17 protein-coding genes are annotated in these 18,659 nt (G+C 67.5%); 7 read left to right on the top strand and 10 right to left on the bottom strand.

Annotated elements, in window-relative coordinates; translation table 11 throughout:
• Positions 1 to 22 precede the first annotated feature (22 nt).
• The 3 genes from KV110_RS06625 to KV110_RS06615 are packed head-to-tail and all read right to left on the bottom strand — an operon-like array spanning position 23 to position 2,924.
• Positions 23 to 838 carry a hypothetical protein gene (locus KV110_RS06625; protein ID WP_218474333.1) on the bottom strand — a complete coding sequence of 272 codons (816 nt, stop codon included), beginning with the start codon at positions 836 to 838 and terminating at the stop codon, positions 23 to 25.
• Between the two features lie 38 nt (positions 839 to 876).
• Positions 877 to 1,938, bottom strand: coding sequence for a hypothetical protein (locus KV110_RS06620; protein ID WP_218474332.1), 1,062 nt, complete (start codon positions 1,936 to 1,938; stop codon positions 877 to 879).
• Positions 1,935 to 2,924: a hypothetical protein gene (locus KV110_RS06615; RefSeq protein ID WP_218474330.1), complete on the bottom strand. Its 990-nt coding sequence runs from the start codon at positions 2,922 to 2,924 to the stop codon at positions 1,935 to 1,937. Before KV110_RS06615 ends, KV110_RS06620 begins: the two co-directional genes overlap by 4 nt.
• 233 nt (positions 2,925 to 3,157) lie before the next feature.
• Between KV110_RS06615 and icmF the strand changes: the two genes are divergently transcribed.
• Positions 3,158 to 6,376: a fused isobutyryl-CoA mutase/GTPase IcmF gene (gene icmF, locus KV110_RS06610; RefSeq protein ID WP_218474328.1), complete on the top strand. Its 3,219-nt coding sequence runs from the start codon at positions 3,158 to 3,160 to the stop codon at positions 6,374 to 6,376.
• Between the two features lie 6 nt (positions 6,377 to 6,382).
• Here the strand turns inward: icmF and KV110_RS06605 are convergent, their stop codons facing one another.
• Positions 6,383 to 6,784 (bottom strand): Dabb family protein, encoded by a 402-nt coding sequence (locus tag KV110_RS06605; RefSeq protein ID WP_218474326.1) that lies wholly within the window; start codon positions 6,782 to 6,784, stop codon positions 6,383 to 6,385.
• A gap of 109 nt (positions 6,785 to 6,893) precedes the next feature.
• Here KV110_RS06605 and KV110_RS06600 point away from each other — a divergent pair, with 109 nt between their 5' ends.
• Positions 6,894 to 7,523 (top strand): TetR/AcrR family transcriptional regulator, encoded by a 630-nt coding sequence (locus KV110_RS06600; protein WP_218474324.1) that lies wholly within the window; start codon positions 6,894 to 6,896, stop codon positions 7,521 to 7,523.
• 74 nt (positions 7,524 to 7,597) lie between these two features.
• Positions 7,598 to 8,680, top strand: a complete 1,083-nt coding sequence (locus KV110_RS06595) for an amidohydrolase family protein (RefSeq protein WP_218474323.1) — start codon at positions 7,598 to 7,600, stop codon at positions 8,678 to 8,680.
• Positions 8,681 to 8,698: 18 nt separating this feature from the next.
• Here KV110_RS06595 and KV110_RS06590 read toward each other — a convergent pair whose 3' ends face one another.
• Positions 8,699 to 9,355 (bottom strand): TetR/AcrR family transcriptional regulator, encoded by a 657-nt coding sequence (locus tag KV110_RS06590; RefSeq protein WP_218474321.1) that lies wholly within the window; start codon positions 9,353 to 9,355, stop codon positions 8,699 to 8,701.
• Between the two features lie 166 nt (positions 9,356 to 9,521).
• On the opposite strand from KV110_RS06590, the gene KV110_RS06585 reads away from it, so the two are divergent.
• The gene (locus tag KV110_RS06585; protein ID WP_218474319.1) at positions 9,522 to 11,015 is read left to right on the top strand and encodes a flavin-containing monooxygenase; all 1,494 of its coding nucleotides are present in this window, start codon (positions 9,522 to 9,524) and stop codon (positions 11,013 to 11,015) included.
• A gap of 21 nt (positions 11,016 to 11,036) precedes the next feature.
• Here KV110_RS06585 and KV110_RS06580 read toward each other — a convergent pair whose 3' ends face one another.
• Both KV110_RS06580 and KV110_RS06575 read right to left on the bottom strand, forming a co-directional pair.
• Entirely contained in the window at positions 11,037 to 11,804 is a 768-nt protein-coding gene (locus tag KV110_RS06580) for a helical backbone metal receptor (RefSeq protein WP_218474318.1), read from the bottom strand.
• On the bottom strand, positions 11,801 to 11,938 hold the full coding sequence (locus KV110_RS06575) for a hypothetical protein (RefSeq protein WP_218474316.1): 138 nt from the start codon (positions 11,936 to 11,938) through the stop codon (positions 11,801 to 11,803). Before KV110_RS06575 ends, KV110_RS06580 begins: the two co-directional genes overlap by 4 nt.
• 73 nt (positions 11,939 to 12,011) lie before the next feature.
• Here KV110_RS06575 and KV110_RS06570 point away from each other — a divergent pair, with 73 nt between their 5' ends.
• The gene (locus KV110_RS06570; protein WP_218474314.1) at positions 12,012 to 12,485 is read left to right on the top strand and encodes an LIC_13387 family protein; all 474 of its coding nucleotides are present in this window, start codon (positions 12,012 to 12,014) and stop codon (positions 12,483 to 12,485) included.
• 196 nt (positions 12,486 to 12,681) lie between these two features.
• On the opposite strand, the gene KV110_RS06565 is transcribed toward KV110_RS06570, so the two are convergent.
• The gene (locus tag KV110_RS06565) at positions 12,682 to 13,449 is read right to left on the bottom strand and encodes an SWIM zinc finger family protein (protein WP_218474312.1); all 768 of its coding nucleotides are present in this window, start codon (positions 13,447 to 13,449) and stop codon (positions 12,682 to 12,684) included.
• Positions 13,446 to 16,439 (bottom strand): DEAD/DEAH box helicase, encoded by a 2,994-nt coding sequence (locus KV110_RS06560; RefSeq protein ID WP_218474310.1) that lies wholly within the window; start codon positions 16,437 to 16,439, stop codon positions 13,446 to 13,448. The genes KV110_RS06565 and KV110_RS06560 overlap by 4 nt, the downstream gene beginning before the upstream one ends.
• Positions 16,440 to 16,554: 115 nt before the next feature.
• Between KV110_RS06560 and KV110_RS06555 the strand changes: the two genes are divergently transcribed.
• Both KV110_RS06555 and KV110_RS06550 read left to right on the top strand, forming a co-directional pair.
• The gene (locus KV110_RS06555; protein WP_218474309.1) at positions 16,555 to 16,917 is read left to right on the top strand and encodes a hypothetical protein; all 363 of its coding nucleotides are present in this window, start codon (positions 16,555 to 16,557) and stop codon (positions 16,915 to 16,917) included.
• 80 nt (positions 16,918 to 16,997) lie between these two features.
• Entirely contained in the window at positions 16,998 to 17,702 is a 705-nt protein-coding gene (locus KV110_RS06550) for an HNH endonuclease family protein (protein ID WP_218474307.1), read from the top strand.
• 23 nt (positions 17,703 to 17,725) lie between these two features.
• On the opposite strand, the gene KV110_RS06545 is transcribed toward KV110_RS06550, so the two are convergent.
• The gene (locus KV110_RS06545; RefSeq protein WP_393537073.1) at positions 17,726 to 18,544 is read right to left on the bottom strand and encodes a sulfurtransferase; all 819 of its coding nucleotides are present in this window, start codon (positions 18,542 to 18,544) and stop codon (positions 17,726 to 17,728) included.
• Between the last annotated feature and the right edge of the window lie 115 nt (positions 18,545 to 18,659).

Below are 18,659 nucleotides of genomic sequence, written 5' to 3'. Positions count from 1 at the left end.
CGGACCGTACTCCTTCTGATGTCTATTTGACCGACGGCGCAGGCGAATTCGGTGCGGCGGCGGCTGGTTCGAATACCCCCTCCAGGTGCCAGACGCCGGTGAAGCCGTTGAACGGCCCCCCGACGATGAGGCTGGTCCACTGGAGGGTGAACTTGCGAGTTTTCGCGTCGTAACTGCCGGTGGCCGAAGGACCTTGGGCGGCATCGGAGGTCGGCTTGTCGAACCACTGCTTGGCGACCCAGTCCCACACCTTCTGCACCTGTTCGGCGCCCGCCACCTGGGCGTCCTGCTTTTCCGGCGGCTTCGGCGCGCCCTGATTGAACTCCTGGTCGTTCCACGAGGCCGCCCAGGACGACACGTCCGCCGTCAACTTGCCGCCGTCGTTGGTCACCGTCGGCGGCGGCACTCTGCGCTGGGTCTGCGGGTCCACCGGATTGGTGGAGATGCCGAACTCGACCGCGAAGAACTTGGTCGGCTTGGTGATCGACGCTGATAACGAATTCCCTTGTGCGAAGCCGGGCTTCGGTTCGCTCTGGTATCCGCCGGTGCGCAGGCCGCCCGCAGTACCCGGCTCCAGCAGGGTCGTCGAGCCGCCTTGCGCGGGCGAATCACCGTTGGGCATGTAGGGACCTTTATCCGGCGTGCCACCGGGCTGAACCATCCGGAACCAGGTACCGGCGACGCTGTCCCCGGACACCGAACCCGGTGTGAACCGGAGCAAGCCGACCAGCGGCTCGGGACCGCTCGACGAGGAAGCGTCATCACCACTCGAACATCCGGACACCACCAGCGCCAGTGCGGCAAGCATTGTCACCGCGATCAATTGCCGTGCGCTCATGCCGGATCGCCTCCTGCTTCGTTCGGTGTCGACCGTGCTCATTTCTGCTCACCGCCAGGTGAAGTGGGCGCTCTGGCCGCGTCGGCCACAGCCGTGCCGCCGTTTCCCCTCGGTCGAGTCGGCAGCCGAAGGCCCTCCACCGTGGCGGCGAGCGCGAAGATGCCCGGAACCAGGTAAAAGAAGCCCAAACCGCGAAATGCACCGAAGCCCAACGGGCGCGTCGAGTCGTTCAGCGCGACAACGGCATCGAAGTTGCGGACGTTGTCGTTCATCGCCCCGATGAGCGCTGCGAGCCGGGAAGTCATCGGCTGCCAACGGGTTTCGAGGGTGGTGATGCCGGTGAGGTCGGCGTCCGGGTGGGCGGTGCGGACGGCGGCGGTGTAGCGGCTGTTGAGTTCGCCGTCGGCCGCGACGAGAGTGACGAAATAGCCCTGCAACTTTCGGACCTCGTCATGGGTGAGGATCGGGCGCAGGTCATTGATCAGCGGTTGGGCCGCGGGCGAGGCGGGGAACAGCCCACCGAACAGCGGCACGGCGATCAAGCCGAGCGCGGCGAGTGCGGCGAACGAACGCCAGGCCAAGGCCTGCTTCCCGGCCTGCGCGCGCCGGAATCCCAGCACGCCTGCACCGGCGAGAACCACACCGGGCAGCGCGAACAACCACGGCAAGGTACCGAAAGGTACTACCCCGGAGAGCTTTTCGTAGTTGTTCCGATTGTCATCGATCGCGCCGATCATCCCGGACATGTGGTAGTGGATCTCCGGGTAGTCACGGGCGAACTGGTCGACCCGGTCGTAGCTCCCCGGCTGCTGCCCACGTTGCTGCAGCGTGACCACGTTCGTCCTGGCATCGTCGAGCACCTGGAGATCGTGGCGGTAGCCGTCGATACTCGACCGCGTCATATACGGCCCGAACGCGTCGATCATCGCCTCCCCCTTGGCCGCTCGCGGAAACATGCCGGTGCCGACGGGGGCGAGGACCAAGAGCGCGCCGAGCACGATGATCAGCACGAACGGCCACCGCTTCGCGGGCCGTGGGGGCGCGGGTTCCGGATTCGAGACGAACTCCGAATAGGTGGGCAGCCCCGACACGGTGGTCACTGCCGTTGCCGACGGACGATCCGGTCCGCGTTGAAGAACACTCCGGCCGCCGCGACCGCCACGACGAACAGCGTCGGCACCACCCAGGCCGGGGTGTGCCGTCCGCGCGGGACCTCGATCGTCTTGGACGCCAGCACCGGATCGGTGCGGGCGGCCGGTGCCTGACCCTGCGCTACCGGCACGGCATCCGGTGCGGCCGCCGGAGCAGGCGCAGCGGGCGGAGCAGGTGCCGCCGGAGCACCGGGAGCGGGCGGGGCGGCGGCGGGCGCTGGTGCGATAGGTGCGGCCGCCGGTGCGGCCTGCGGAACACTGCCGCCACGGTATTGCCCGGCCAGATGCCACAGGCCGGTGAAATTGTTGAACGGACCGCCGACGATCTGGCTGGTCCACTCGATCACGAAATTGCCCGAGCCGTCGATGGTGCCGTGCACCGGACTGGTCTTGCCGGGCAGTCCACCGCCGGGTTTCGGTGCGCCCTGGTTGAACACCTGGTTGTTCCAGGTGACCCCGAGGCTGCTCAGATCGCCGGAGAGCTGCCCGCCGTCGGAGAACAGCTGCGGCACTCCGGTGCCGCCGCCGGTCTGCGGATCGGTGGGGTTGGTCGCGGTGGCGAAGTCGACGCCGTAGAAGCGGACCGGCCGGGTGACCCGGCCCGACTGCGCATTGCCCGCGGCGTCGAATGCGGCGGCGGGCTGCGGCTGATAAGTGCCGCTGACCAGGCCGCCGTCGCTGCCCGCGGACAGCGTCGTCACCGTCTGGTCGCTGCAACCCGAGTCGCTGTTCGCCAGGTAGGGACCGCCCGCGTCACCCGTCGGCAGGATCATCCGGAAGAAACTGCCGGTCACCGCGCCGCCCGAGCAGACGCCAGGGGCCAGTGCGAACAGCCCGTTCAGCGGCGCGGGTTCGGCATGCGCGAACGGTGCCGCGAGCGTGCCGAGGGCGAGGGCGGCTACCGCGGCGGTGAGCCGATAAGAGTTCCGTCCCATGAGGTGTCCTTTGGTGGATTTGCGCAGATAGATTTCGGTTTCAGGGCATCGCGTCTCATCGGAACTCGAGCCCGGACCGTTGTCGCCCTTTGCATTCACCATGAGCGGAATCCGTACCCCCGACTCCGCCGAATTGGCCGGGCGTGTTCTCCCTGGCGCTGTGATCGGCATCACCGTAGGATTAGTTTGACGTCCTAGTATCGGGCGCCAACTGGAATTGCCGGGAGGAACCCGTGGCCGACAGCAGCGCACTTCATACGCCGACCAACCCCGTTCGTTTCGTGACCTCCGCGGCTCTGTTCGACGGGCACGACGCGGCGATCAACATCATGCGCCGGATCCTGCAGGCGCAAGGCGCGGAGGTGATCCACCTCGGACACAATCGCGCGGTCAGCGAAGTGGTCGACGCGGTGCTCACCGAGGACGCGCAAGGTGTGGCGGTCAGCTCCTATCAGGGCGGGCATGTCGAGTACTTCGAATATCTCGCCGACGCGCTGAAAAAGGCCGGAGCGGAACATGTTCGGATATTCGGCGGTGGTGGCGGCGTCATCGTCGCCGAGGAAATCGCGCGACTCGCCGAATCCGGCGTGACCATCTTCTCCCCCGAAGACGGCCAGCGACTCGGCCTGCCCGGCATGATCAATCAGCTCATTCGCGCCTGCGACATCGACCTTTCCACCGAACCGCCGGTCCTGGACGCGGTGCTGTCCGGCGAACGCGCCGCGCTGGCCCGCGCGATCACCTGCATCCAGCAGGGCGCCCTGCCCGACACCGACCGGCAGGCATTGACGCAGGCCGCGGCCGCGCGCACCGTTCCGGTGCTCGGCATCACCGGCACGGGCGGCTCCGGAAAGTCCTCGCTCACCGACGAATTGGTGCGCAGGCTGCGTTCAGACCAGCAGGACAAGCTGCGCGTCGCGATCCTCGCGGTCGATCCGACCCGGCGACGCGGCGGTGGCGCTCTGCTCGGCGACCGCATCCGGATGAACGCCCTCGACGGCGACCACATCTTCTTCCGCTCGCTGGCCACCAGGGGTGGACGGGAACTGCCGAACAATATCGAGTTGATCGTGACCGCCTGCAAGGCAGCGGGTTACGACCTGGTGATCCTGGAAACGCCGGGTATCGGCCAGGGCGACGCGGCGGTCACCGACCACGTCGATGTGTCCATGTATGTGATGACCCCGGAATTCGGCGCCGCCTCCCAGCTGGAGAAGATCGACATGCTGGATTACGCGGATGTGGTGGCGATCAACAAGTTCGAGCGCCGCGGTGCCGCCGACGCGCTGCGGGATGTGTCGCGCCAGTTGATCCGCAATCGCGAGGAGTTCACCGCAGCACCGGAGGACATGCCGGTATTCGGCACCAGCGCGGCGACATTCAACGACGACGGCGTCACCGCGCTGTACCAGCATCTGGCCGGACTACTGGCCGACCATGGGTTGCGATTGGAGCAGGGTGCGCTGCCCAGGGTGAACACCCGGGTGTCCACCCGGTTCGCGCAGATCATCCCACCTGCCCGGGTGCGCTACCTGGCCGAGATCGCCGCGACCGTACGCGACTATCACGCACACACGGCCGCGCAAGTCGTTGCCGCACAACGGCTCCAGCGCATCGAACAGGTGGCCGCGGAACTGCCCGACGACCGAGCCGTCGCCGAGCTGGCCGACGCGGCCAGCACGGAGCTGACCGCCGACAATGCCGCGTTGCTGGCCGAGTGGCCCGCACTCGCCGAGTCCTACCGGGGCGACGAGCAGGTGGTACGGGTACGCGACCGCGAAATCCACACTCCGCTGCGCCGGGAGTCGCTGTCCGGCAACTCGATCCCGCGCGTCGCGCTGCCCCGCTACACCGATCACGGTGAGTTGCTTCGGTTCCTGCGCGCGGAGAACCTGCCGGGTCGCTTCCCGTACACCGCGGGGGTTTTCCCGTTCAAGCGGGACAACGAGGACCCGGCCAGAATGTTCGCCGGCGAGGGTGACCCGTTCCGCACCAACCGGCGCTTCAAGGTGCTCAGCGAACATTCCGACGCGAAACGGCTTTCCACCGCCTTCGACTCGGTGACGCTCTACGGCCACGATCCCGCCGAACGACCCGACATCTACGGCAAGGTCGGCACCTCGGGTGTGTCGATCGCCTCGCTCGACGATATGAAGGTGCTCTACGACGGCTTCGACCTGACGGCACCGACGACCTCGGTGTCGATGACCATCAACGGCCCGGCTCCGACCATCCTGGCCTACTTCCTCAATACCGCGATAGACCAAGCGCTGGAACGGTTCTCGGCCGCGGAGGGCCGGGCGCCGACCGCGGACGAGGCCGCCGAGATCCGGGCGAAAACCCTGGCGACGGTGCGCGGCACGGTGCAGGCCGACATCCTCAAGGAGGATCAGGGCCAGAACACCTGCATCTTCTCCACCGAGTTCAGCCTGCGGATGATGGCCGACATCCAGGAATGGTTCGTACGCAACGGCGTTCGCAACTTCTACTCGGTGTCGATATCCGGATACCACATCGCCGAGGCCGGCGCGAACCCGATCAGCCAGCTCGCCTTCACCCTCGCCAACGGATTCACCTATGTCGAGGCCTATCTCGCACGCGGCATGAAGATCGACGACTTCGCGCCGAACCTGTCGTTCTTCTTCTCCAACGGCATGGATCCGGAGTACTCGGTGATCGGGCGGGTGGCCCGGCGGATCTGGGCCATCGCCATGCGAGAGCGCTACGGCGCCAACGATCGTTCGCAGAAGCTGAAGTACCACATCCAGACCTCCGGCCGGTCGCTACACGCGCAGGAGATGAGCTTCAACGACATCCGCACCACCCTGCAGGCGCTCATCGCCATCTACGACAACTGCAACAGCCTGCACACCAACGCCTATGACGAGGCGGTGACCACCCCCACCGAGGATTCGGTGCGCAGGGCGCTGGCCATCCAGCTCATCATCAACCGCGAGTGGGGCGTGGCGATGAACGAAAACCCCTTGCAGGGCAGCTTTCTCATCGACGAACTCACCGATCTGGTGGAGGAGGCCGTGCTGGTCGAATTCGACCGGATCAGCGAACGCGGCGGCGTGCTCGGCGCGATGGAAACCGGATACCAGCGCGGCAAGATCCAGGACGAGTCGATGCGCTACGAGCACCGGAAACACGACGGCTCGCTGCCCATCATCGGCGTCAATACCTTCCGCAACCCGCACGGCGAGCCGCACCACGACATCGAACTGGCCCGCGGCACCGAGGAAGAGAAGCAGTCCCAACTGCGTCGGGTCCGCGAATTCCAGCACCGGCACCGCGATCCCGCGCATGCCGCCCTCGCCCGCCTCGAGGCCGTCGCCCGCACCGACGACAACATCTTCGAGGTGCTGATGGACGCCGCCCGCGTCTGCACCCTGCAGCAGGTCACCGACACCTTCTTCACCGTCGGCGGCCAATACCGCCGCAACGTCTGAGGCCGCTCAGCAGATCTGCACCTCGGGAACGGTCGCCATCAGCCGCGCCCACTCCGGGTACTTCGCCAGCTTCGCCTCGTGCAGGGCCATGATCTTGTCGCGCAGCCCCGGGTCCGGCTCATCCGAAACATCCGGGCCGATAGCGATTTTCGCGACGTGCGGGATGATCCGCGGATCACCGTCCAGGTGAACCGGGTCGTGCATGTATCGCTCCAGCGCCGACAGGTCCTCGATGCCGACGCAATAGGCGTGGGTCAGGCCTTCGGAAGCATCACCCAGGTTCTGGCCGACGGTGGCGAACGATACCGACTCGACCGATGCCGTGCGTTTCATCGTCGCAAGCACCTCGGCCTTCTGCTCGTCGGTCGTCTCGTCGCGGAAGCCGAAGCGCAGTAGGTGAACGATCATGATCTCTCCTCTTTTGAACTGACAGGTTCAATCTAGACAACTGTTCAGTAGATCCACAAGAGTGAACCAGCAAGTTCATTTCGTCGTCTGGAAGCGCTAACATGCAGGGGTGACGGGAGCAACGGCGGCGCGAGGGCGGATCGACAAGCGGCAGGCGATCCTCGACGTCGCGTTCACCGTCTTCGCCCGGCGCGGCTACGACAAGACCTGCGTCCAAGAGATCGCCGACGAGGCGGGCGTCGCGAAACCCACGGTGTACAACCACCTCACCGACAAGCAAACCCTCTTCCGGCACGCCGTGCTGGCCGCGGCCGACGCGGTGGCCGCGGAGACCCTCGCGATCACCGATCGGCTCAGGACGCCCGGCGACGACCTCCGCACGGTACTGGCGGACGTCGCCGAGGACCTGCTCCGGGTGTGCTCGACCGAGCGCGCCCGCGCCCTCCGCGCGCTGACCTACGCACAGCTCGCGGCGTTCCCCGAGCTCACCGACGCGGTGCTGGAACGGACGTCACAGCGCATTGCCGAGGCGCTGGCGGATCGGCTGGCGCGACTGGCCTTGGCGGGCGACTTGCGGACGAACGATCCGGCGCAGGCCGCGGAGCAATTGCTCGCCCTGCTCACCGCGCCGCTGGAGGCGCGTTCCAGACTCGGCACCCGCGCGGTCCCCGACATCGAGATCCGGCAGATCGCCGACGCGGCCGTCCGTACTTTCCTGTCCGCGTTCGGATCCCACTGAACCCGGACCGGGCGCACCACCATCGTGTGACAATCGCCGGGTCAGAGCCATCGGCGCGAGTTGGGACGGCGGACATGGATCTCACCGGTCTTCGGATCATCGACGCACACATCCATCAGTGGGACCCGTTCACGACGCCACGGGTCTTCAGCAGCATGGCGAAGGTATTCCGGGTACTGCCGATCCCCCTCGGTGTCGCCGCCCGGCTCGCGCCACGCCGCGACCGGCAGTTCGTCGGCGATCCCACGGCATACGCGCAGCCGTACCTGCCCGCGAACTATCGCGCGGACACAGGCGCCGTACCGGTCGAGGCGATCGTGCACATCGAGGCCGATTGGTCGGACAAGGGCGGCACCGCCCAGGCCAATGAGACCAGGTGGGTGGCCAGCCTGCCGTTCGGCGTGGACACTCCCGCGCTGGGCGCGATCATCGGCGCAGGTGATCCGTCAGCGGCCGGGTTCGCCGAACTGCTCGACGCGCACCGTTCGGCCTCGCCGCTGCTGCGCGGGATCCGAACCTTGACCGCACTCCATCCGGACCCGGATGTCCGGCCGTTCACCCAGACCGAGCACGCCCTCGTCAGCAAGGAATTTCTGGACGGCTTCGCGAACCTGGCCGAGCAGGACCTCTCGTTCGAGGCATGGGTGTATTCGCACCAGCTGCCCGACGTCGCCGAACTCGCCGAGCGCTACCCCGAGGTCCCCATCGTGCTCAACCATCTCGGTACTCCCGCAGGCCTTTTCGGTCCCGTCGGCAAACACACCGGGACGAACCCGAGCCTGCGCCGCGAGTTGTTCGTGCGCTGGCGCGACGACGTCGCCGCCGTGGCCGCCAATGCCAACGTGGTCGCGAAGGTGAGTGGCCTGACGATGCCGATTCTCGGCCATCCGGTCCCGCCGCGCGGCACCGCCACTCCCGTTCCGGTGCTACTGGATCGCATCGGTCCGATGATCGGGCACGCGCTCGAGTTCTTCGGTGCCGACCGGCTGCTGTGGGGCTCGAATTTCCCGGTGGACAAACCGATTACCAGCATCGCCAACAGCGTCGAGGCGGTCGCCGCGGCGGTCACCGGTCATGGCGGCGGACAGCCGGAACTGGAGCAGATTTTCCGGAATACCGCTCGACGCGTGTATCGAATCGAAGACCCGACAAGCTGAGGTTCCCGATGAAACCCCTTATCGCGCAGGCGGAATGACCTCCGGCGGCAGATACAGCGTACCGAGCAGCGCGCCGATCCGGCAGATGTGTTCGATGATGCGGGCGCCGTCGATATCCAGCGCACCGGTGCGCCATGCGGTGAGCAGTTCGATGAAGCCGCCGATGCCGACGAGCGTGCTCATCCGGAACTCGCTCTCGTCGGTATCCGGGCGCAGGTACGGCCGTGCGGTGGCGATGAGCAGGTCGGTGGCGTCGGTGAGCATTGTCTTGCGGCGCTGCTCGAGCACGGCGCTGCCCGCGTGATCGGCCAGCAGGATGCGGGCGCGCCCGCGATCGTCGGACTGTAGGCGCACTACGCCGGTCACCGCCGCACGCAAGATCTCCAGTGGCGGCTGCTCGATGTGTTCGGCGGCGATCGCCGCCAGGTCGGCGTAGACCTCGGCGCACACGGCGTCCCAGGCGTCGCCGAGCAGCGCGTCACGGTCAGTGAAGTGTTCGTAGAAGTAGCGGTCATTGAGCGCGGTGCGCTGGCAGACGCCGCGCATTGTCACGGCCGCCCAGCCGTTTTCGATCCAGATGTCGAGGGCGGCATCGATCAGCCGCGCCCGGCGTTCGGCGCGCCGCTCCTCGGTGGTGCGGCCGCCCCAGGTGCGGACCGGTACGCGCAGGCTCATGGTTGACAAAGTACCGCACCGCGCGCCTAATTGGTGGCATGTGCGGCCAATTAGCGAATCGGCGGCACGCACACCGGGTCGGCTCCGCCGTCTTCGCCGCGGATACGGCTCATGACGCACAGGCGATTGCGCGGGCGGGGACGCCGCACCGCATACAGGAGGTGGCATGAACGACAATGGAGTCGATCATGAGGTGATCATCGTTGGCGCCGGGTTCTCCGGGATCGGCGTCGCGATCAAGTTGCGGGAGGCCGGGTTCGACGATTTCCTCATCGTCGACGAGGCCGACGGCGTCGGTGGAACGTGGCACTGGAACACCTATCCCGGTATCGCCGTGGATATTCCGTCGTTCAGCTACCAGTTCTCCTTCGAGCAGCGGGCCGGCTGGTCACGGACGTACGCGCCGGGCCATGAGCTGAAGGCCTATGCCGAGTCCTGCGTGGACAAGTACCAACTGCGGCCCCGAATCCGGTTCAACACCAACATCACCGAAGCCGAGTTCGATGAGGATGGCTGCCGGTGGCGGCTGCACACCGCCGACGGTGGCGAGCTGCGGTCCCGATTCGTGATCAGTGCTACCGGGGTGCTGACCCGACCCAAGCTGCCCGAGATCCAGGGCGTCGAGGACTTCACCGGGGTCACCATGCACACCTCGCGCTGGGATCATCGGCAGGACCTGCGCGGCAAGCGGGTGGCCATCATCGGCACGGGAGCGTCCGCGGTGCAGGTGATTCCGGAGACGGCGCCGGATGTCGAGCAACTCGTCGTCTTCCAGCGCACGCCGATCTGGTGCCTGCCCCGGTTGGACCTGCCGCTGCCCAAGCCGGTGCAGTGGGCGCTGCGGGTGCCCGGCGCGCGGTCATTGACCCGGCTGATCAGCCAGACGTACGTCGAGCTCACCTTCCCGATCGCCGCGCACTACCACAAGAGTTTGCCGACGGCCGCGCTCGGCGAGCGCCTTGGCCTCTCCTTTCTGCGCAGTCAGGTGCAGGATCCGGTCGTCCGCGAAAAGCTCACGCCACGTTACGCTTTGGGCTGCAAGCGACCCAGCTTCTCGAACGACTACCTGGCCACGTTCAACCGCGACAATGTCGTGCTGGAGACCGACCCGATCGAACAGATCACCAGCACCGGCGTGCGCACCGCCACCGGCACCGAATACCCGGTCGACGTCCTGATTCTGGCGACCGGTTTCAAGGTGATGGAGTCCGGCAATATGCCGACCTATCACCTGCGCGGTCTCGGCGGCCTCGACCTGGAGAAGTGGTGGGACGAGAACCGGCTGCAGGCTTACGAGGGTGTCAGCGTTCCCGGCTTCCCGAACTTCTTCTCGATGATCGGTCCGTACGGCTACAACGGCTCGTCCTACTTCGCGCTGATCGAGAACCAGACCAGGCACATCCTGCGCTGTCTGCGCCACGCCCGCGCGGGCAAGGCGACAGTCGTCGAAGTGACCCGGGAGGCCAACGACCGGTACTTCCGGGAAATGCTCGCCCGCCGTGGCGGCCAGGTGTTCTGGCAGGACAGCTGCGCGCTGTCCAACAGCTACTACTTCGACAAGCACGGCGATGTGCCGTTGCGGCCGTCGACCACGGTCGAGGCGGCATGGCGCAGTGGACATTTCGACCTGGCCGACTACCGGTTCGCGACCTCGGCTTAGGCCGCGCGCCAGCAGCCCAATTCACGGGAGAAAAGCCTGAGCGAGTTGCCGGGTGAGGGTTTCCCGGGCGGTGACCAAGGACGGGCCGTACCAGGTGAGGCTGCGGCCTTCCACCAGGGCGACCGGCGTTCCCGGAAAGGCATCGGGGCCATCGGTTCTGGTGAAGACGTACGGCTCGTCCGGCAGGACGGCGAGGTCGATTCCGGCGGTCAGTTCGTCCTGGGTGAGACGGGGATAACGGTCCGGGCGGTCGGCATGCACGAGGCGCAGACCGAGGCGCCCCGCCAGGTCGCCGGTGAAGGTGTTGCGGCCGACCACCATCCAGGGATTGCGCCAGATGGGGATCACCGCATTGCGCGGTGGTGTCGGCGGCGGTGGCGCCCAGACGGATTCGGCCGCGGTGAGCCAGGGTGGAATGCCGGTGCGGAGGGCGACGGTGCAGAGACGAGCCAGCGAGGCGAGTGCCTCGTCCACGGTTTCGATTCTGGTGACCCACACCGGAATTCCGGCGTTGCGGAGACGATCGACATCGATGCGCCGGTTCTCCTCCTTGTTGCACAGCACCAGGTCGGGTGCGAGCTCGATGATGCGGCGCACATCCGGGTTCTTCGTGCCGCGCACCCGTTCGACAGCGAGATCTTTTGGATGCGTACACCATTCGGTCGCGGCCAGCAGACGTTCCGGGCAGGTCGCGGCAACCGCTTCGGTCAACGAGGGCACCAGGGATACCACCCGGCGCGGCGGCTCGGTGAGCGCGACAACGGTGCCAAGATCGTCGCCGCCGGTCATGACGGGACCCGAAGGGCGAGCACGCGCAGTCCATCCGGCGGCACTGCGGGAAGCGTGCAGTCCGCGCCGAGTACCAGCAGGTAGAGGAGCTGTGCCAGCTGCCGCGCAGCGAGCCATGAACTCTTGTCTGCCACGTTCGCGAGCCTATAGCGTAACTTTTGTTCTGTTCGGCGGAATGCTGGCTCGGCCCGAGTTACGGAGGTCGCGATGACCGCGATGACACCCTCGTCCACCATCCGCTCCGCCCGCTGGGCCACCCCGGTCCACCTCACCGGGTCGGCGCTGCTCGGCTTCATCGGCCTGGCGCACCTGCTGGGCTTGCACGTCTTCAACGGCAACGACTCCCCCGCCGAAGAGGTCGTCAACGAGTTGTCGGCACAGGTATCCACATCGATGTTCGACGGCAGTAGGCAGGTGACCGTCTTCGGCCTGAACACCGGCTACAGCGTCGGAATGGGCCTGTTGGCTCTGCTTTTCGGCCTGCTGGCGATCGTCGCGGTGCGTGCCGCGCCCCAGCTGATCGCCCGGTGGTCGCTGTTCAACGCGATCTGCCTGGCAGCGGCGGGCGGGATGTTCTGGATCGCCTGCCTGTATTTCCCCGAGCTGGCCATCGTGGCGTCCGGACTTGCCACGCTGTGCTTCGCGGCGGTACTGGTGGCCGGTAACCGGCGGACGGCCTGAACGCTGCCCCCGCCTTCGATGCAAGGGCAGTGGTCGGGCAACCCTCGGGCAGTTCCGAGGCGGGTCCGGCGCGCGCAGACTGGGTGAGGCATCCGGTGTCGGGAAGTCCCGGTCCCTGTGCAGCCGGACCTGATCCCGCCCCAAGGAGTCCGGCGGCAACCGTAAGCCCCGACGCCGGGTGCCCACCACAGCTCGCTCAGCCGTCGAACATGCGATACAGCGCGGTGAATTCGCGCAGCCCGGTCGCGGCGATCGACTCCTCGGCCGAGGTCATCCGCATCGCCTTGCGCAACAGCAGCGGATCCAGATCCTCGGGGGCAGGATGGAATTCGACCTTCGGCAGGTTCGGCAGCTCGGCTTCGTTGCCGTACGGATCGCCGGAATCCGTTGCGCGCGGGTCACGTTCGATGCCGCCGATGAGGGTGTCCAAGTCGAGTCCGCGCAGCGCGAGAATCTCGCGGGGGCGCTCGTCGAGCCGTTCGGCGAGCAGGTAGCAGACCGCGGCCACATGCTTGCACGGCCAACCAGGGTCGGGGCAGCTGCAGGTGAAATCCAGATCGGCCGCGGTGGTCGGCAGCAGCAGTGGCCCGAGGGCGGTCGGCAGTGCGCCGGAAGCGATCTCGGCGAGCATGCCCGGCGCGTCGCGGATCGTCTCGATGAGCAGTTCGATTTCTTCCGCACGCAGCGGCCGGACCGTGAACACCGCGGTGAACGGGCGAGGTTGACTGCCCTGCACTTCCGCGGTCACCGAGCCCGGCTCGATCCGGTAGCTGACCACCTGCCCGGCCCGGGCGTAGGTGCGGCCGCGCGACATGCGCCCTCCATCGGCCATCTGCTCGACCAGGTCGATCAACGCCTTACCCCACCAGGTACGCCCGAAACCCCCACGCCGACTGCGCGCCTCGACGCCACCGCGCACCGGGCGGCGTTTGCCGTACTCGCTGTAGTCGATGTAGGGACTCACTCGCCGACCGCCTCCGCCCCAAGGGTGAACAGCTCACGCAGGTCGTCGGTGCTGAGCTCGGTAATCCAGTTCTCCCCCGCACCGACCGCCAAGTCGGCCAGTTGCCTTTTACCCTTGATCATTTCGTCGATCCGCTCTTCGATGGTGTCGACGCAGACCAGTTTGCGCACCTGAACATTGCGCTGCTGGCCGATTCGGTACGCGCGGTCGGTGGCCTGGTTCTCCACTGCCGGATTCCACCAGCGATCCAGGTGCACAACATGATTGGCGGCGGTAAGGTTCAGACCGGTGCCACCGGCCTTGAGCGACAACAGCATCAGCGGGGGACCGTCCGGCTCCTGGAAGCGGGTGACCATGGTGTCGCGCCGCTGCTTTGGCACCCCGCCGTGTAGGAACGGGATCTCGGTACCGAACCGCTCGGCCAGGTAGGGCGCGACGAGCTCGCCGAACTCGCGAAACTGGGTGAACAGCAATGCTTTCTCGCCGTCCGCGAGCACCGCGTCGAGCACGTCCTCCACCAGGGCGAGCTTGCCGGAGCGATGGCCGCCGCGGTGCAGCACGGCGGAGCCGTCGCCGAGGAAGTGCGCCGGGTGATTGCACACCTGCTTCAGCCTGGTCAGCGCGCCGAGCACGGCGCCCTTGCGCGCCATACCTTTCGCGTCCTTGATCTTGGCCAGCATGTCGTCGACCACCGCCTGGTACAGCGCGGCCTGCTCGACGGTCAGGTTGGCGCGCACCGTCATCTCCAGCTTGTCCGGCAGATCGGAGATCACCGCTGGATCGGTCTTCACACGGCGCAGCACGAACGGCTGCGTGATCATCCGCAGCCTGCTGATCGCGTTCTCGTCCCGCTCGCGCTCGATGGGCACGGCGAAGCGGGCGCGGAAGGTCTGCGGGCTACCGAGCACCTTCGGCACCGCGAAATCCATGATCGAGCGCAGTTCCTCCAGCCGGTTCTCCACCGGAGTTCCGGTGAGCGCCAGCCGATGTCGCGCGGGCAGCGCACGCGCCGCGCGCGACTGCCTGGTGGCGGCATTCTTGATGTGTTGTGCCTCGTCGAGCACGATGCGGTCCCAGGTCTGCCGCTTCAACTCGTCGAGATCGCGCGCGAGCAGCGAATACGTCGTGATCACCAGATCCGCCTCGGCCACCGCCGCGTCCAACTCCGCGCCGGAGCGCCGGCCCGCGCCGTGGTGGACCCAGACGCGTAGATCCGGCGCGAAACGCTCGGTCTCGCGCTGCCAGTTGCCGACCACCGACATCGGGCACACCAGCAAGGTGGGCCCCGGCATGCCGTCCGGACGCGAGTTTTCCGCTGTCTGCCGGAGAGCGTGCTGCCGGCCGATGCCGCCGTCGGCAACTCCGGCCTTGCGACGCCGCGCGGCGTCGAGCGAAATGACCACTGCGCCATCGAAACTCGCATCCGCCGAGGTGCGATCCCGACTTGTCGACGCCGCCTGATGATTTCCGGGCCGCTGGTCTCGCACCGTGCGGGCCGCCTCGCGCTCGTGTACCAACAGCGCGAGCACCTGCACGGTCTTACCGAGGCCCATGTCGTCGGCCAGGATCGCCCCGAAACCCATGTGGCTCATGGTCGCCAGCCATGCGAGGCCGCGTTCCTGGTAGGGCCGCAGTTGCGCTTTCAGCCCGACCGGGGGCTCGATCGGGGCCAGCTCGCGGGTCCGATCCAGGATGTCGGCCGCCCAGCCGGTGGCGGTGACCTCGGTGATCGGCACCTGTTCGACGCGACCGCCCGCGAGTTCGCCGATCAGGTCGGCGAAGGTGATTTCGGAGGTGTCGGTGTGCGCGGCGACGTAACGGGCGGCGGCGGCCAGCACTTTGTGGTCGGCCTGCACCCAGTCGCCGCGCAGCTGGACCAGGTCCGACTTGCTGCGGACCAGCCGTTCCATCTCCGCCTTGGTCAGGATGGTGTCGCCGAGCGCGAGTTCCCATCGGTAGGAGACGAGTCCCGGCATGCCGACGATGCTTTCGGCCGCGGGCACCGCGCTTTCCACTCGCAGCCGCATGGTCGGCGCGCTGACATTCCAGGCGCGCGGCAGCAGCAACGGGACCCCTGCCGCCCGCAACGCGTGCGCCCCATGCTCGACCAAATCGACGACGACCTCGGTCGGCAGCAGTAGATCCAACGACTGTGGGTCGCTCGGCAGTTCACGCAGCCGCGGATACGCGCGCTGTGCCTCGCCGAGCTGCTCCACCGCGTTCCGGAGCAAATTCGGATCACCTTGCAACAGCACGGGATTCGGGGCCTCGCCGTCGACCCGCAGGCAGACCTGCAGCCGCCACAGCGCCACCGACTCGTCCGCGGTGCCGACCTCGCCGTCCGGCTCGAGCAGGCGGAGTACCAGTTCCGGCTCGTCGCCGGTCAGGGTGGCCCGCCACCGCTCCAGCACCTCGGCCACCTGGTAGCTGCCGCCGTCCAGCGGGACATCCCGGACCAGGGCATCGACCAGCGGATGCGACGAGCCCGGCAGGTCGATCAACGCCCGCGCGATCGGGTCGGTGAGTTCGCTGACCAGGTCGTCGAGCAGCACGGTCGGCCGACCCGCCACCCGCAGCGCGGCGGGCATGGCCACCGCCAACTCGGCCAGCCAGGCCCGCTGCCGCTCGCTGCCGACCAGCCGCCAGCGCACCCACCACTGGCCGTCTTCCCGGCGCAGTTCCGGCACGATCCGACCGGCCCGCACCCACCGCTCGACACCGTGCGCGACGTGCGCCAGGAAGCGCAGATCACCGGCCACCGCCGCGGCGGGAAGGCGCTGCCGCAGCGCCTCCGCCGCGGCCGCCGGGACCATCGCGTGCGCGCGGACCTGTTCGGTCGCGGTGCCGTCCGGACCGCTGACCAGCACGTCGGCCCGGTGCCGGAATTTGGACGCGCTCAACACGCTGCCCAATGGGTCGGGCAGCGCGGTAAGGGGCGCGTCGTGCCAGAGCAGCAACCCGGATCCCGGCGACCACAGACCGTGCAGCATCAGCCCATCCAAGCAGGTGGGTCCGACAGCGATCCAGCGGCGGCGACCCGGCCGCTATGGATTTCTCGGGCCGGGCGGAACATACTTGAATATCCGCTGGTCAACGGAGGCAATCATGACGATTCTGCTCCAGGTTCTCGAGCAGAGCTTCACGCCGACGACGCCGTGGGAGCGACGCAAATTCACCTTCATCAACGCCGAGAAGATCGTCGGTATGCGCCTGGACGGTCAGTCCGGCGTGTGGCTGGACCTGTCCCGCCCTGGTGAATCCCAGCGCCTGGCTCGAACTCTCGACCCGAACGAGGCCATCACCTTCCTGCTCGCCACCTTCGCCAAGCTCGCCGAGTGCGAGGAACGCGGCGGCTCGTGGCTGATCGGGCACGACGGCGCGAACACCGAGTCGATTTCGGCCACCCGGTTCCCGCCGAGGGCGAGCGAGGTCGCCGATGACGACCTGCTCGCGCGTGCCTGGTTGTGAGGGTTGTTCCACTCCGCTCCTGACAACTGCTCTTTCTTCGGGTTCTACGCATGTCGGTCCATCCGTGTACACCTGGCGCCATGGGTGCGGACATTCGGCGATGGCTCGTCGGCGTGCTCGTCGTGCTGTCCGCGGCGGGGTGCGCCCAGATCGGTACGGCCCCGGTGGCGCCCGCGCCGGGTAGCCCGACCCGGGTCGAGTTGGAGCGGCTGCTGGCCGGTGTGCGGGTCATTGCGGATCGGCCGCATCCCGGTGGCTACGACCGTGGTTGCAAGGCCGGACAGAAATGCGTGTTCGGACCCGCCTGGACCGACGACTACGACGGTCCCGGCGGGCACGACGGCTGCGACACCCGCAACAACGTGCTGGCCAAGCAGCTCATCGGGGTGAGTTTCCGGCCGGGAACCAATGACTGCGTTGTGGTCGGCGGCACCTTGAACGATCCGTACACGGGCAAGCAGATCCCCTTCACCAAGGCCGACGCCGACCAGGTGCAGATCGACCACGTGTATTCGCTGGCCGCCGCCTGGGACATGGGCGCGGCCTTCTGGCCGCCCGAGCGTCGGATCCGGTTCGCCAACGACGTCGACTTCAACCTGCTCGCCACCGAAGGACGGATCAACCAGGCCAAGGGCGACAAGACGCCCGAGGACTGGCTACCGCCCGCCCGCGCGAACCACTGTTTCTACGCGGGCAAGTACCTCACCGCGGCCGTCCAATACGACCTGCCGTTGACCACCGCCGACACCATGGCGTTGCAGGGTGTCGCCCGGACCTGTCCCTGAATATCGGGTGCGCCGAATCGGGTTCAGCTTCCGGTCGCGACGGGCCGCTTCGGATCGTTCGACCATTGGGACCACGAGCCCGGGTACAAGGCGGCGTCGATACCGACCACCGCCAGCGCGGCCACCTGATGGGCCGCTGTCACGCCGGAGCCGCAGTAGACCGCGATCGGTTCGGTGCCGAATCCGGCGAAACGTTCGCGCAATTCGGCCGGGTCGCGGAAACGCCCTTGGGCGTCCAGGTTTTCGGCGGTGGGCGCGCTGATGGCGCCGGGGATGTGACCGGCCCGCGGATCGATCGGCTCGACGTCGCCGCGATAGCGCTCGCCCGCGCGGGCGTCGAGCAGCACGCCAGGCCAGCGGGCGGCCGCGTCGGCATCGATAACTTTCAGGTGTCCGGGGCTCAGTTCGACGTCCCCGGGTTCGGGGTCGGGTTCGGTGCCGGTGGCGAGCTCACCGCCGGTGTTCGTCCAGGCGGGCAAGCCGCCATCGAGGATCCGCACGTCGGCGATGCCCGCCCAGCGCAGCAGCCACCAAGCGCGGGCGGCCGCCATACCGCCGGTCGCGTCGTAGACGACCACCGGATCCCCGTTGCGAATGCCCCAGCTGCGCGCGCACTTCTCCAGCTGCGCGAGGTCGGGCAGCGGATGCCTGCCGCGGGTGGGCGACGGCGGCGCGGCCAGCTCGGTTTCCATGTCGACGAACACCGCGCCCGGGATGTGGCCGTCAAGATAGTGTTGCGGGCCGTCCGGGTCACCCAGCGCCCATCGGACATCCAGCAGGCGAACCCGCTTGTCCGACAACACTTCCCGAAGCTCTTCCGGCGAGATCAGTACCGCGCTCAACCCAGCTCCTAGTTCAGAATCGCACCCTCGCGCACCGAATACCCCTCAGACTACGCACCTGAACAGGGGAATGTGGCTGCACCCCAGCGCTACTCGCCGGTAGCGACGGCCGACC

It is taken from the genome of Nocardia iowensis, from assembly GCF_019222765.1.
In the GTDB taxonomy this organism is placed as follows: Bacteria; Actinomycetota; Actinomycetes; order Mycobacteriales; family Mycobacteriaceae; genus Nocardia; species Nocardia iowensis.
Note: the sequence above shows the minus strand (reverse complement) of the source record. Positions and strands in the feature narration are given on the sequence as shown.

What these genes read in the sequence shown, in the direction of transcription:
- KV110_RS06560 (WP_218474310.1), bottom strand. Translation starts at nt 16,439, where the DNA reads ATGCTGCACGGTCTGTGGTCGCCGGGATCCGGGTTGCTGCTCTGGCAC.
- KV110_RS06605 (WP_218474326.1), bottom strand. Translation starts at nt 6,784, where the DNA reads ATGATCGTTCACCTACTGCGCTTCGGCTTCCGCGACGAGACGACCGAC.
- KV110_RS06590 (WP_218474321.1), bottom strand. Translation starts at nt 9,355, where the DNA reads ATGAGCCTGCGCGTACCGGTCCGCACCTGGGGCGGCCGCACCACCGAG.
- KV110_RS06580 (WP_218474318.1), bottom strand. Translation starts at nt 11,804, where the DNA reads ATGACCGGCGGCGACGATCTTGGCACCGTTGTCGCGCTCACCGAGCCG.
- KV110_RS06585 (WP_218474319.1), top strand. Translation starts at nt 9,522, where the DNA reads ATGAACGACAATGGAGTCGATCATGAGGTGATCATCGTTGGCGCCGGG.
- KV110_RS06625 (WP_218474333.1), bottom strand. Translation starts at nt 838, where the DNA reads ATGAGCGCACGGCAATTGATCGCGGTGACAATGCTTGCCGCACTGGCG.
- KV110_RS06555 (WP_218474309.1), top strand. Translation starts at nt 16,555, where the DNA reads ATGACGATTCTGCTCCAGGTTCTCGAGCAGAGCTTCACGCCGACGACG.
- KV110_RS06570 (WP_218474314.1), top strand. Translation starts at nt 12,012, where the DNA reads ATGACCGCGATGACACCCTCGTCCACCATCCGCTCCGCCCGCTGGGCC.
- KV110_RS06550 (WP_218474307.1), top strand. Translation starts at nt 16,998, where the DNA reads ATGGGTGCGGACATTCGGCGATGGCTCGTCGGCGTGCTCGTCGTGCTG.
- KV110_RS06615 (WP_218474330.1), bottom strand. Translation starts at nt 2,924, where the DNA reads ATGGGACGGAACTCTTATCGGCTCACCGCCGCGGTAGCCGCCCTCGCC.
- KV110_RS06595 (WP_218474323.1), top strand. Translation starts at nt 7,598, where the DNA reads ATGGATCTCACCGGTCTTCGGATCATCGACGCACACATCCATCAGTGG.